The organism is Bradyrhizobium lupini, assembly GCF_040939785.1.
GTDB lineage: Bacteria > Pseudomonadota > Alphaproteobacteria > Rhizobiales > Xanthobacteraceae > Bradyrhizobium > Bradyrhizobium canariense_D.
Genome location: NZ_CP162553.1, coordinates 7101847 through 7114864, shown reverse-complemented (window position 1 = coordinate 7114864; position 13018 = coordinate 7101847). Strand labels below are relative to the sequence as shown.

Below are 13018 nucleotides of genomic sequence, written 5' to 3'. Positions count from 1 at the left end.
ACGGAACCTAGCGCGTCTGCCCTCGCCGATACTTCGCTTTGTATCGAAGTGTCCTAGCCGATGGCCCCGACCTCGAACACCTCACCGTCATAGCCGGCCTCGCGGGGAATGCGGAGCTGACGGCCGGTTTCGGTCTTGGTCATGACAGGCATCACCGTCACGACGGACATGCCGCGGGCGTGCTCGAGCGCGGCGCTCACGCGGCCCTGCTTGGCGAGCCGGATCAGATTGCGCGTGGTCGGGAACGGCAGCTTGAAGCGGCCGCTCTCGCCGCCCTCCACCGCCTCGCGTGGCGAGACCCAGATCGAGTCGGTCGATTCCCGGCCGTCATGTGCGCCGAGCTGGTCGGGCGGCGCGGCCGCAAGGAAGAACCATGTGTCGAAACGTTTTGGCATCCCCTCGGGCGTGATCCAGTGCGCGTAAGGCACGAGCGTATCGAGCGCGAGCTGGAGCCCGTTGTCGGCCAGAATGCTCAGGAAGCTGACCTTGTGCTCGTTGAGCGCGACGCGATGCGCATCGGCGATTTCGCCGGCGCGCCTGGCGTCAACAGGCGTGTCCGAATCCTTCGACCGCGCCAGCAGGATGCCGCTTTCCTCAAAGGTCTCGCGGATCGCGGCGATCCGAAAGCCGCGGTCCGCTTCACTCAGCCCCTCGCCGCCCGAATACAGGTCGGAGCGCTTGACGATCTCCTGATCGCCGGCATCGACGCTGCCACCAGGAAACACCAGCGCGCCCGAATTGAACTCGATCTGATGATGGCGAACCATCATGAAGACTTCGATTTCGTCGCGGCTCTTGCCGTCGACCGTCACGCCGTCGCGCAGCAGGAGGATCGTCGACGCAGGGCGTGATGCTGATGCCTCGGCCATTCGACTAACCTGCGGCGCTGGATTGCGGGCCGAGATTGGCGCGCTTGTCGACGCGGGCGACGCGCGACAGCAGGTAATCGACCTCCGCCTTCGCCATCGGGGTGATGGTGGCGCCGGGCTTGCGCTGGGCGCTGGAGGCAATGATGCCGCGCTTCTGCAGCACGTATTTGCGCACGGCAAGGCCCGCGCCGGGCTGCTGCTCGTAGCGGATCAGCGGCAGATGCGCGTCGAACAGATCATGGGCGGCGTCGCGCTTGCCTTCCTTCGAAAGCCGCACGACGTCGATCAGGAGTTCGGGGAAGGCATAGCCGGTCATGGCGCCGTCGGCGCCGCGCTCCATCTCGAAGTCCAGAAAGAGCCCGCCATTGCCGCAGAGGATCGAAAGCGGCCGCAGCGAGCCGTCCTTCTGGAAATTGCGCAGCGTCGAGATCTTTTCCAGCCCCGGCCAGTCCTCGTGCTTGAGCATCACGCAGTTCGGATTGTCGGTGACGATCTTGCGGATCACGGCCGGGGTGAACACCACCGACAAGGTCAGCGGAAAGTCCTGGAGCACCCAGGGCACGTCGGGGCCGATGGCCTCGGCCGCCTGCTTGTAATAGCCGACGATCTGGTCGTCGGTCCGCAACGACGGCGGCGGCGCGATCATGACGCCGGCCGCGCCCGCATCCATCGAGGCCTTCGCCAGCGAGCGCATGGTGGCAAAGCCCGGCGCGGAGACGCCGACGATCACCTGCATCTTCTTGGCGCGCTTGACGAAGCGTACCGCCACCTGTTCGGCCTCGGCGGCATCGAGCTTCGGGGCCTCACCGAGGATGCCCAGCACAGTGACGCCGTCGCAGCCGACCTCCTCGTAGAAATCGGTCAGGCGGTCGATCGAGCGCTCGTCGATCCGGCCGTCATCGTGGAACGGCGTCGGCGCGATTGCGACGGTGCCCTTGGCGTCGGCGGTAAGTTTCATCGTTGTCCTTGTTTCTCTCTGTCGATGGCTAAAACCGCCGCGCCCCCATCTTGATCTGCTCTTCGGAGAAGAAGATCTCCTTGGCATGATCGGCGATGTCCTGGGCCTTCCAGCCCGTGTGCGGCGGCTTCCAGCCGTCCATTTCCATCATCCGCATCTCGCGCACGCCGCGGGGCCCGGACACGCCCAGCACCTTGCCGGTCTGGTCACCGGACAAGTCGCTGACCATGTATAGCACGGCCGGCGCGATGCCGTCCGGACCCAGCGCCGCGCCGGGGTTCTCCTTATAGCGGGGCAGGTCTGCGGTCATGCGGGTCAGCGCGCCCGGCGCAAGCGTCCAGATCCGGATGTTGTATTTGCGGCCCTCGATTGCCAGCACGTTGGACAGGCCCCAGATGCCGCCCTTGGCCGCGCCGTAATTGCTCTGGCCGAAATTGCCGATCAGGCCCGAGGTCGACGAGGTGTTGACGATGACGCCGCCGCCGTTTTCCCGCATCCAGCGAAATACCGGCATGGTGCAACAAAAGGTGCCCTTCAGATGCACCTTGATGACCTTGTCCCAGTCGGACTCAGACGCCTTGGCGAAGGTCTGGTCGCGCAGAATGCCGGCATTGTTGACGAGGATGTCGGCGCGGCCGAAATGCTTGATGGCGTCGTCGAACACCGACTGGCCGCCTTCCATGGTGGAGATGTCGGCGCCGTTGGCGACCGCCTTGCCGCCTTCGGCCTTGATCGCATCCACCACGAGCTGCGCCATCGATGTGTCGGCGCCGGAGCCGTCACGGGGCCCACCGAGGTCGTTGACGACGACGGAGGCCCCTTCCCGCGCGAACAGCTTTGCGTAGGCCTCACCGAGCCCCCCGCCCGCGCCGGTGATCAGCGCAACCTTGCCGTCGAGTAGTCCCATGGTGGCTCTCCCTGTTTTGTTCTTTTGCTCCGTCATGGCCGGGCTTGTCCCGGCCATCCACGAACTTGATCGCCAACCGCGCGAAGAACGTGGATGCCCGGGACAAGCCCGGGCATGACGAAATAACTCAGAGCGCGTCGAGCGGCATCATCACCCCAGCACCGTCTTGCCGTTCTTGATCACAGTGACGCCGCGCGACTTGACCTTGGCTTCGAACGAGATCACGCTGCCGTCCTTCCAGAGGTCCATGGTCACGGTCTCGCCGGGATAGACCGGCGAGGAGAACCGCGCGACGTGCTGGCGGAAGGCGGAAGCGTCGTAATCGGCATAGGTCTGGAGCACGCCGCGGCAGGTGATGCCGTACGTGCACATGCCGTGCAGGATCGGACGTGGGAAGCCGGCCTTCTTCGCGAACTCAGGGTCGGAGTGCAGCGGGTTGCGATCGCCGCAGAGACGATAGACCAGCGCCTGGTCGGGACGCGTCACGATGTCGATGGTCGTGTCGGGTGCGCGGGACGGGCTCTTGTGCGGATCCGGCTGGGTCAGGTTCGGCCCGCCAAAGCCGCCGTCGCCGCGGGCGAAGCGGGAGGCGACCAGAGTTGCCAGCTTCTCGCCCTTCTCGTTCTTGAGCACGGTCTGATGGCTGATGACCACGCCCTTGTCCTTGCCCTTGTCGTAGACTTCGACCACGGAGGAATCGGCGGTGATGTGCGCGGCGACCGGCAGTGGCTGGTGGAAGGTGATGTCGCGCTCGCCGTCCACCACCATCACGCGGTTGAGGTTCATCTCGCCAGGCCCCGCGCCCCACGCGGCGACGGATGCAAAAGTCGGCACCACCTTGAGCGGTCGCGGCGTCAGCGTGCCCTCGTTGACGAAGGCGAGCTCGTTCTCGTCCATCGGATCGGCGCCCAGCCCAATGCCGTAGGCATAGAGCATCACTTCGCGGTCGGTGTAGGCATATTTCTGGCCGAGGTTTTTGAGGCCTTTGAGTTCGTCGTATCTGGCGGACATTTTTGTTGTTTCCTCCCGGCAGTTTCAGCGAATGGCGGCGCCCATTGATGCGCCCTCTCCCCTTGCGGGAGAGGGCTCCAAGGTGCTCGCAACAAACTCGTTTGGGTGAGGGGTTCGCTCCGCATCGAACAATCTCTCGGTGGAGAGAGACCCCTCATCCGGCGCTTCGCGCCACCTTCTCCCGCAAGGGGAGAAGGGAAGAAAGCGACTACGCCGGCGTAAAAAACGGCAGCGGCGCGCCGTCGGTCGGCTTGAACACCACCTTCACCTTCTGGCCGATCTTCAACGTCGTCAGATCGCAATCGACGAAATTGGTCTGGAGCGATGGGCCTTCCTTCAGCGTGACGTAGCCGATCGCGTAAGGGCCGGTCGGCGACTTCCGCATCAAGCTGTAGGTGTAGATCGTACCCTCGCCCGAAGACTGCTCCCACACCGTCTTGTCGGAGTAGCAGAACGGGCAGATCGCACGCGGGAAATAGTGCGCCTCGCCGCACGCGGTGCAGCGCTTGATCATGAACCTGCCCTCTTTGGCCGCATCCCAGAACGCGGCTGTCTCAGGGTTCATCACCGGGGCCGGATATTTCTTGGCTTCGCTCATCACACGCGCTCCAGAATGGCCGTCGAGGCGGCGTGGCGAACACCCAAAAGTCCGCCGGTGCCGTGGGCGATGGCGAGATCGCAATTCTTGACCTGCACCTTCGGATGCGCCTCGCCGCGCAGTTGCCGCACGGCCTCGAGGATCTTGGTCATGCCGCCGCGATTGACGGGATGGTTGCTGCAGAGGCCACCGCCATCGGTGTTGAACGGCAGCTTGCCGACGCCCGAGATCAGATTGCCGTCGGCGACGAACTTGCCGCCCTCACCTTTCTTGCAGAAGCCGAGGTCTTCGAGCTGCATCAGGACGGTGATGGTGAAGCTGTCGTAGATCGAGGCGTATTTGATGTCCTTCGGCGTGATGCCGGCTTCCTCGAAGGCACGCGGGCCGGACCAGATGCCGGCGGAGTATGTGAGGTCGAGATCCTTGCCGCCGCGCGGGCCCTTCATCGCCTCGCCATGTCCGATCAGCCTGACCAAAGGCTTCTTCAGGCTCTTGGCGATTTCAGGCGTGGTCACGATCAGCGCGCCGCCGCCGTCGGAGACCACGCAGCAATCCATGCGATGTAAGGGATCAGAGATCATCGGCGAGTTCAGGACGTCCTCGACGGTCACGACGTCCTTGAGCATCGCATGCGGATTGTATTGCGCATGGTGCGAGGCCGCGACCTTGATCCAGGCGAGCTGCTCGCTGGTGGTGCCATAGTCGTGCATGTGGCGCATGGCACACATGCCATAGGCATTGTGCGTGGTCGCGCCATAAGCCGTCTCGAAATCGGCCTCAGCGCCGGCCGCGCGCGGCGGCATCGCCCCGGTGCGCGGCTTGCCGGCCAGCGTGATCAGCGCGATTGAGCACTTGCCCGCGGCGATGGCTTCGGCGGCATGGCCGAGATGGATGATGTAAGAACAGCCGCCGGTCTCGGTGGAATCGACATGGCGGAGTTTCTTGGTGTTGAGACCGAGATAATCGACCATCGGCCAGGCGCCGCCCGGGGCGTCGCCCGCGCAGAAATAGCCGTCGACATCGTCCTTGCTGAGCCCGGCATCCTCGATCGCACCCTTGGCGACCTCGGCATGGAGCTGCGCGGTGGATTTGTCCGGCGCGTGCCGGGTCGGGTGTTCGTAGATCCCGGCAATGTAGGCCTTGCCCTTGATGGTCAAATAAGGTCTCCGCTGGCGTGTCTCACTTCCGGTTTTTTCTGAACCGCTGCCGCCCTGTTGGCAAGCGCGGAAATATTCCGTCGGGCGAGAGGGCAGCGGGCTGGCGCAAATGGCCGCCGCATCATCCGAGGTGCGGTGGAAGGCCCTGCTGCCGCAGTCGTCGTTGCGAGCGCACAATCCAGGAATCTTTCCGCGGACGCACTCTGGAATTGCTTCGCTGCGCTCGCAATGATGGGAACGACGGGAAGAACCCTAAAGCTGTTTTGCCCGACGGTACAAGTGATTTCGTTTTATCGAAAAACGTTTTTTCGCGAAAACAACCCCATGCACAGTAGAACGGTGGTTGATTTCAAACAGGAATTTGCAGGGTGGATTAGCGAGTCCACCCCACGAAAATTCTACTCCGCCGCGATCTGCCTCGGCGCCGGCGGCGGGTTCGCGAGGTCGGCGGCGAGCTGGGCGTAGCGGGCCTTGGCGTCTGCTACGGCCTTCTCCTTCACCGGGCCGTAGCCGCGGATGCGGTCGGGCAGCGAGAGCAGCTCCACCGCGGTATCGATCGTCAGCGGCGACAGCAGGCCGAGCACGGTGGCGACGTCCTTCTCGTAGCCGGCGATCAGATCGCGCTCGAGCTTGCGGTCGGCACTGCGACCGAAGATGTCGAGCGGCGTGCCGCGCAGGAACTTGAATTTTGCCAGCACGCGGAACACCGGAAGCATCCACGGGCCGAAGGCGCGCTTCTTCGGGCGGCCGAGCGCATCGACGCCCCTGCTCAGAATGGGCGGGGCCAGGTTGAAGTTGAACTTGAAGTCGCCTTCGAACTGGTCGCGGAGCTGCTTTTCGAACGCGCCATCGGTGTAGAGGCGCGCGACCTCGTATTCGTCCTTGTAGGCCAGCAGCTTGGCGTAGTTGACCGCAACGGCGCGGGTCAGCGCCTCGTCATAGCCGCCCTGCCTGGCGACGTCGCTGACCTGATCGACCAGCTTGCGGTAGCGTTTCGCGAGGCGGCCGTTCTGGTACGCCGTGAGATGCCTGGTGCGATGCTCGATGACCTCGTCGAGCGTCATTGCGTCCAGGGACTTGGGCGCAACGACCTCATCCGTTCCCTTCAGCATGCCGGCAAGCCGTGCGGGATCGGCGACGGCGAGGCGGCCGAGGCGGAAGGCTTCCTTGTTCATCTTGATCGAGACGCCGTTGACCTCGATCGCCTGCTCGATCGACTCCGCTGACAACGGCAAGAGGCCCTTCTGATAGGCGTAGCCCATCATCATCATGTTGGTGGCGATGCTGTCGCCGAGCAGCTGTTCGGCCGGCTTGGTGAAGTCGAAGAATACCGAGTCCTTGTGCAGCGCGGTTTCCAGCAACCCGTTCAGCTTGCGGGTCTGGAAGTTGAAATCGCGGTTGAGGACGAAGTCGGCGGTGGGAATGACGTGGCTGTTGATGATGCCGCGGGTGCGGCTGCTGTCGCAGAGCGAGATGGTGTCCTTGGCAACCGCGACCACCTCATCGGCTGCGAGCACCACATCGGCCGTACCGGTGACGATGCGCGAGCAGGTCACCTCGGCCGGATGATCGGACAGGCGGACGTGGCTCAGCACCGCCCCGCCCTTCTGCGCCAGGCCCGACATGTCGAGGATCATCGAGGCCTTGCCCTCGATATGGGCGGCCATGCCGAGCAGCGCGCCGATCGTCAGCACGCCGGTCCCGCCCACGCCGCCGACAGCGATGTTGTAGGGCTTGTCCAGGTTGGGGCGCGATGCCGGCTCGGGCAGATCGCCGATATCGCCGACGCCCGCCGGCGCGCGCTTGCGCATCTTGCCGCCGTCGACGGTGACGAAGGACGGACAAAAGCCTTTGACGCAGGAATAATCCTTGTTGCAGGTCGACTGGTTGATGGCGCGCTTGCGGCCGAACTCGGTCTCGAGCGGCTCGACCGAAATGCAGTTCGATTGCACCGAGCAATCGCCGCAGCCTTCACACACTGCAGGATTGATCAGCACACGGCGCGCCGGATCCTCCATCGTGCCGCGCTTGCGGCGGCGCCGCTTCTCGGCGGCGCAAGTCTGCACGAACACGATCGCGGACGCGCCCTTGACCTTCCGCAGGGTCTTCTGGACCGCGTCGAGTTCGTCACGATGCGCGGTCTTGACGCCGGGCGCGATCTCGTTCGCCGGATAGGCGTCGGGATTTTCTGAGACCAGATAGATCTCGCGGATGCCTTCGCTGTGTAGCTGGAAGGTGATCTGCTGCGGCGACAATTCCCCGTCGACATGCTGGCCGCCGGTCATCGCGGTCGCGTCGTTGTAGAGGATCTTATAGGTGATGTTGGCGCCGGAGGCGATCGCCTGGCGGATCGCGAGGCTGCCGGAGTGGAAATACGTGCCGTCGCCGAGATTGGCGAAGACGTGCTCTTCCTTTGTGAAGGGGGCAACGCCGACCCACGGCACACCCTCGCCGCCCATGTGGGTGAAGGTCTCGGTGGAGCGATCCATCCACAGTGCCATGAAGTGGCACCCGATGCCGGCAAAGGCGCGACTGCCTTCGGGCACCTTGGTCGAGGTGTTGTGCGGGCAGCCGGAGCAGAAATACGGGGTGCGGGCGACAGGCGCGGTCGCCTGCATTTGCGACGCCTGGCGGCCGTTGAACCAATCGGCCTTGGCGCGCAGCATCGTTGCAATTTCGGGATTGAGATCAAGTCGAAGCAGCCGCTCGGTCAGCGAGCTCGCCAGCGAGGCGACGCTGAGTTCTTCGGCAAAGGGAAGGAAGCGCTTGTCGTGATCGTCCATCTTGCCGATAATGCGGGGACGGACATCGTCGCGCCAGTTGAACAGCTCCTGCTTCACTTGGTTCTCGACGATCTCGCGGCGCTCTTCGATGATGAAGATTTCCTCGAGTCCTACAGCGAATTGCCTGACGCCTTCCGGCTCCAGAGGCCACGGCATGCCGATCTTGTACAATCGAAGTCCGATCTTGGCGGCGACCTCGGGCGTGATCCCGAGCTCGCGCAGCGCCTGACGGATATCCTCGTAGCTCTTGCCGGACGCCATGATGCCGTAGCGGGCGTTGGGCGAGTCCATGGTGACGCGATTGACCTTGTTGGCGCGTGCAAAGGCGATCGCGGCAAAGCCCTTGTAGTCCTGCAGGCGGCGGTCCTGGGCGAAGCGGTCGTCGGGCCAGCGCAGATTGAGGCCGCCTTCGGGCATCTCGAAATCGGTCGGGATCACGAACGGCGTCATCTCGTCGGTGAGGTCGATCTCGGCGGTGGTCTCCACCGTCTCCGTGATCACCTTCATGCCGACCCAGCAGCCCGAGTAGCGCGACATCGCGATACCCAGAAGACCCATCTCGATCATCTCGTGTACGCTCGACGGGTAGAGATAGGGCATCAGCGCCGACATGAAGGCGTGGTCGGATTGATGCGGGACCGTCGAGGATTTTGCGCCGTGGTCGTCGCCGGCGAGACACAAGACGCCGCCGTTCTTGGCGGAGCCCGCGGCATTGCCGTGGCGGAAGACGTCGCCGCAGCGATCGACGCCGGGGCCCTTGCCGTACCAGATGCCGACCACGCCGTCATACTTGGCGCCCGGCGAGAGGTTGAGCTGCTGCGAGCCCCAGACCGCGGTCGCGGCCAGATCCTCGTTCACGCCGGGCTGGAACTTGATGTTGTACTGCTCGAGATGCTTGCGCGCGGCGAAGAGCTGCTGGTCATAGCCGCCGAGCGGCGAGCCGCGATAGCCGGAGATGAAGCCGGCGGTGTTCAATCCCGCGGCACGGTCGCGCCGGATCTGGGCCATCGGCAGCCGGACCAGGGCCTGAATGCCCGTCGTGAAAATATGTCCGGTGTCCTGGGTGTATTTCTGATCGAGACTGATCGGACCCTGGTTGATGCCCATTATGTCCTCTTCCGCCCTTTTGAGCGCTTGGCTGCTTAAGCCGTTGCCTGCCCGTTGTTTTTAGCTAGGGCGCGCCGACCATTTCCGCCACTCTATGTCGGATATTTCACGCTCCGCATCACAATTCTGGACCAAAGGGAGCGCCGGGTAAAAATCGCAATTTCGTGGCTGCATTGGCATCCGCGATTTTCATTTTGTGTCACCATACCCCCGCCGTCGCGCAACGAATTGACGCCCCGTCATCCGGGACGGCGTCGATGGGTCGCAGGAGAGGCTTTCGATGCGGACGATTCTCACTGGCCTGGCTCTCGTGGGCCTGGCGTTGTGCAGTGCGGTTGCGAGCGCGGCCGGCGCCGCCGAGCCGTCACCGGAGCTGATCGCCTACGGCAAGTCGCTGGTGGAGGCCGGCGACTGTGCCGGCTGCCACACCGCCGATCCCGCCAAACCGTTCGCGGGCGGAAAGCGCATCGACACACCATTCGGCGCGATCTATGCCCCGAACGTGACGCCGGACCGCGACACCGGCATCGGCGCCTGGACCGACACCGATTTCACTCGCGCCGTGCGCACCGGTGTCGCCCCAGACGGCTCCAACTATTACCCGGCGTTCCCCTACCCCTATTTCACGCGGATGACGAAGGACGACACGCTGGCGATCCGGGCCTATCTCGGAACGCTCGCGGCCGTCACCAGCCGCAACAAGCCGCCGGAACTACGCTGGCCGTTTAGCTATCGCGGCCTGATGCGGATCTGGAACATGGTCTATTTCAAACCCGGCCTGTTCGAACCGGACCAGAGCCAGAGCGCGGCGTGGAATCGGGGCGGCTATCTCGTCACCGGGCTCGGTCATTGCGGCGCCTGCCATACGCCGAAGAACTATTTTGGCGCGGACAAGCAGGCGCAGGCCCTCGCGGGCAACGAGGTGGGCGGCTGGTACGCGCCACGGCTCGATGGCGCCGCCCGCACCGGGCTGAAATCGTGGAGTGTCGAAGACATCACGGAATATCTTCAGAGCGGGCGCAACGCCAGGAGCCATGCCAGCGGGCTGATGGCGGAGGTGGTCGTCAATTCGACTTCGAAGATGAGCGATGCCGACGTGCGCGCGATCGCGGTTTACCTGAAGAACCTGCCGCCGGCACGGCGTGAGACGATCGTGACGCCGCCTGACGATGCCGAGATGAAGGCCGGCCAGGCCATCTACGCCAAGTTCTGCATCGCCTGCCACGAGGCCGACGGATCCGGCGCACCGCGCATCTATCCGCCGCTGCCCGCCAACGCGCTGCTGCAATCGGTCAATCCGTCCTCGACCTTGCGCATCATCCTCGACGGCGCCCACACCGTGACGACCCCGCGCGCGCCCAACACCGGGGAGATGCCGGCCTATTCCAACCAGCTGTCCGACGCAGAGATCGCGGCGGTGACGAACTACATCCGCAATTCCTGGGGCAACGCCGCGCCGCTGGTGACGCCGGCGCAGGTGGCGAGGGCGCGGAAGCAGGAGCCGTAGCTCAAGGCTCCCGCTCCTCCTCTTCCGTGAAGACGAATTTCGGCATCTCCCATTTGTAGCGCACCGCCAGCAGGCGGAAGCTGATGCCGAGGACGAATGTCAAAATGGTCCAGAGCTCGGCGTTCAGCTTAAGACCGAACGCGGTGGCATAGAACAATCCCGTCACCACCGAGACGCTGGCGTAGAGCTCGGAGCGGAACAGCAGCGGCACGTCGTTGCAGAGCACGTCGCGCAACACGCCGCCGGCGCAACCGGTCACCATGCCGGAGACGATGACGATCGGCAGCGTGGCATCCATCTGCCAGGCGATGTCGCAGCCGGTCATGGTGAAGACGACGAGGCCGATGGCATCGAGCACGATGAAGGCCAGTTTCAGCCGGTGCACCAGGCGCGCCATCAGGATGGTGAGGAAGGCGGCGCCTCCGGCCAGTGCGAGGTAGATGGGGTTCTGCACCCAGGCCAACGGATAATGCCCCAGGAAGAGATCGCGCAAGGTGCCGCCGCCGAGCGCCGTGATGCAGCCGAGGAAGCAGACGCCGAGCCAATCCATGCTGCGGCGGCCGGCAGCGAGCGCGGCGGTCATGCCTTGCGCCGCGACCGCAACCAGCGACAACAGATGCAGCACGCTATATTCGCTCGGCGGCAAGCTCCACATCGCTTTGTTCCCTTCCGTCAGCGGAGCTTACGCGTCAGGTTCCCCAGCGAACAGGTTCCCGATTCCCGCCGCGGGCGCAACATGCGACGAAAGCATTAAGGAGGGCGGAACAGAATCTCGCATCCACGGGTTGTCCCGCCGCAATAATCGAGGAGAACCAATCGATGGCTGACGACCGTTTTATCAACGATCCGTACCGCCCGAATCTCGCCGATGATGAGTATCGCAATGCGGCGCGACGGGATGCCCAGCTTCAGGTCGACCCGGAGCTTGGCGAAGGCCCCGCCTCCAGCGGCAAAGTAGCCCTGTTCGCAGTGGCAATCGCCTTGGTGCTGGGTGCCGTATTCTACGGCCTGAACAACACCGGCACCAGCAACCAGGCCAGCACCACGCCGGCGACGCAGACAGCGCAGCAGGCACCGGCTACCAATCCGGCCGCACCTCCCGGCATGCGCGACGTGACGCCGCGCACCAACACCGGACCGGGCGTGACCACGGGCGCCGCGCCGAGCAAGGCGGCCCCGGATACGCCGGCACCCGCTGACGGCGCGAAGTAACGAATTGCAACAATATGCGACAGCGGCGGGATTCACATCCTGCCGCTTTCGTTTGTCTTAGCTGAACATCTTGTTGAGCTCGCCGCCGGGATAGCCGCCCGCCAGCTCCGCGAAGGTCCCCTTCTCCGCCATTTCCTTCGCGGCCCGCATGAAGCCGCCCCAGGCGGCGCGAGCGAGTGAACCGCCGACGCTGATCCGGCGCACGCCAAGATCGGCAGCTTCCTGCAATGACAGCCCGGAGCCGCCGATCAACAGGTTGAACGGTTTGGGTGCAACAGCCTTCACCACCGCGGCGATGTCCTCGCGGCTCTTCAGGCCCGGCGCGTAAAGGCAATCGGCGCCAGCATCTGCGTAGGCCGTCAGCCGGTCGATGACCAACTTGAGGTCGGTCACGCCCCACAGATAGGCCTCGCAGCGGCCGACCAGCAGCACGCCGCTATCGCCGATCGCCTTGCGCGATGCCTTGATGCGCTCGACTGCGAGCGCGCGCTCGTAGATCGGCTTGTCCTTGTCGCCGGTGGAATCCTCGATCGACAGGCCGGCAACGCCGGTGCGCACACAGCGCTCGACATTCTCCGCGACCTTGTCCGGCTCGACCGCAAAGCCGCCCTCGAAATCAGCGTTCACGGGGATGTCGACCGACGTGCTCAATGCGGCCAGATGCTGACAGACGTCCTCGACGGTGACGTGGTTGTCGGCTTTGCCGATGGTCCAGGCAAAGCCCGCACTCGACGACGCGAGTGCCTTGAAACCGAGATGCTGCAACGCTTTCGCGCTGCCGACGTCGACCGGATTGGGCAGGATGAAGCAGCCGCTCTCGTGCAGCTTCCTGAAGGCCGCGCGCTTGTCAGCAGTTGTCACGTGCATGTTTCTCTCCCTTGTTGGCCGCGCAGAGATGGGGACGTGCCG

At 64.3% G+C, this 13018-nt stretch carries 11 protein-coding genes; 2 read left to right on the top strand and 9 right to left on the bottom strand.

The features are described 5' to 3' along the window. Positions 1 to 53 precede the first annotated feature (53 nt). The 7 genes from AB3L03_RS34115 to AB3L03_RS34085 all read right to left on the bottom strand — a co-directional run bounded on the left by AB3L03_RS34115 (position 54) and on the right by AB3L03_RS34085 (position 9390). A complete protein-coding gene (locus AB3L03_RS34115; RefSeq protein ID WP_247455484.1) occupies positions 54 to 869 on the bottom strand; it encodes an NUDIX hydrolase in 816 nt (271 codons plus the stop codon). A gap of 4 nt (positions 870 to 873) precedes the next feature. Continuing rightward, positions 874 to 1827 (bottom strand): dihydrodipicolinate synthase family protein, encoded by a 954-nt coding sequence (locus tag AB3L03_RS34110; protein ID WP_368507877.1) that lies wholly within the window; start codon positions 1825 to 1827, stop codon positions 874 to 876. Positions 1828 to 1855: 28 nt separating this feature from the next. Next, the gene (locus AB3L03_RS34105; protein ID WP_018455294.1) at positions 1856 to 2734 is read right to left on the bottom strand and encodes an SDR family oxidoreductase; all 879 of its coding nucleotides are present in this window, start codon (positions 2732 to 2734) and stop codon (positions 1856 to 1858) included. Positions 2735 to 2884: 150 nt separating this feature from the next. Continuing rightward, positions 2885 to 3745 (bottom strand): MaoC family dehydratase, encoded by an 861-nt coding sequence (locus AB3L03_RS34100; RefSeq protein WP_018456496.1) that lies wholly within the window; start codon positions 3743 to 3745, stop codon positions 2885 to 2887. Positions 3746 to 3953: 208 nt separating this feature from the next. Continuing rightward, positions 3954 to 4343: a Zn-ribbon domain-containing OB-fold protein gene (locus AB3L03_RS34095; protein WP_368507876.1), complete on the bottom strand. Its 390-nt coding sequence runs from the start codon at positions 4341 to 4343 to the stop codon at positions 3954 to 3956. After that, on the bottom strand, positions 4343 to 5500 hold the full coding sequence (locus AB3L03_RS34090) for a thiolase domain-containing protein (RefSeq protein ID WP_007611536.1): 1158 nt from the start codon (positions 5498 to 5500) through the stop codon (positions 4343 to 4345). The genes AB3L03_RS34095 and AB3L03_RS34090 overlap by 1 nt, the downstream gene beginning before the upstream one ends. A gap of 398 nt (positions 5501 to 5898) precedes the next feature. Beyond that, a complete protein-coding gene (locus AB3L03_RS34085) occupies positions 5899 to 9390 on the bottom strand; it encodes an indolepyruvate ferredoxin oxidoreductase family protein (protein WP_085360841.1) in 3492 nt (1163 codons plus the stop codon). Between the two features lie 280 nt (positions 9391 to 9670). On the opposite strand from AB3L03_RS34085, the gene AB3L03_RS34080 reads away from it, so the two are divergent. Next, positions 9671 to 10897, top strand: coding sequence for a cytochrome c (locus AB3L03_RS34080; protein WP_085384243.1), 1227 nt, complete (start codon positions 9671 to 9673; stop codon positions 10895 to 10897). Position 10898: 1 nt separating this feature from the next. On the opposite strand, the gene AB3L03_RS34075 is transcribed toward AB3L03_RS34080, so the two are convergent. Beyond that, positions 10899 to 11552: a trimeric intracellular cation channel family protein gene (locus tag AB3L03_RS34075; RefSeq protein ID WP_368507875.1), complete on the bottom strand. Its 654-nt coding sequence runs from the start codon at positions 11550 to 11552 to the stop codon at positions 10899 to 10901. A gap of 164 nt (positions 11553 to 11716) precedes the next feature. On the opposite strand from AB3L03_RS34075, the gene AB3L03_RS34070 reads away from it, so the two are divergent. Beyond that, positions 11717 to 12109 carry a hypothetical protein gene (locus tag AB3L03_RS34070; protein ID WP_018456491.1) on the top strand — a complete coding sequence of 131 codons (393 nt, stop codon included), beginning with the start codon at positions 11717 to 11719 and terminating at the stop codon, positions 12107 to 12109. Between the two features lie 57 nt (positions 12110 to 12166). On the opposite strand, the gene AB3L03_RS34065 is transcribed toward AB3L03_RS34070, so the two are convergent. Next, positions 12167 to 12976, bottom strand: coding sequence for an oxaloacetate decarboxylase (locus tag AB3L03_RS34065; protein ID WP_085395587.1), 810 nt, complete (start codon positions 12974 to 12976; stop codon positions 12167 to 12169). Positions 12977 to 13018: the final 42 nt, after the last annotated feature.

Coding starts and splice junctions, on each gene's coding strand:
- AB3L03_RS34075 (WP_368507875.1), bottom strand. CDS start 11,552: ATGTGGAGCTTGCCGCCGAGCGAATATAGCGTGCTGCATCTGTTGTCG.
- AB3L03_RS34095 (WP_368507876.1), bottom strand. CDS start 4,343: ATGAGCGAAGCCAAGAAATATCCGGCCCCGGTGATGAACCCTGAGACA.
- AB3L03_RS34110 (WP_368507877.1), bottom strand. CDS start 1,827: ATGAAACTTACCGCCGACGCCAAGGGCACCGTCGCAATCGCGCCGACG.
- AB3L03_RS34115 (WP_247455484.1), bottom strand. CDS start 869: ATGGCCGAGGCATCAGCATCACGCCCTGCGTCGACGATCCTCCTGCTG.
- AB3L03_RS34085 (WP_085360841.1), bottom strand. CDS start 9,390: ATGGGCATCAACCAGGGTCCGATCAGTCTCGATCAGAAATACACCCAG.
- AB3L03_RS34080 (WP_085384243.1), top strand. CDS start 9,671: ATGCGGACGATTCTCACTGGCCTGGCTCTCGTGGGCCTGGCGTTGTGC.
- AB3L03_RS34070 (WP_018456491.1), top strand. CDS start 11,717: ATGGCTGACGACCGTTTTATCAACGATCCGTACCGCCCGAATCTCGCC.
- AB3L03_RS34065 (WP_085395587.1), bottom strand. CDS start 12,976: ATGCACGTGACAACTGCTGACAAGCGCGCGGCCTTCAGGAAGCTGCAC.
- AB3L03_RS34100 (WP_018456496.1), bottom strand. CDS start 3,745: ATGTCCGCCAGATACGACGAACTCAAAGGCCTCAAAAACCTCGGCCAG.
- AB3L03_RS34105 (WP_018455294.1), bottom strand. CDS start 2,734: ATGGGACTACTCGACGGCAAGGTTGCGCTGATCACCGGCGCGGGCGGG.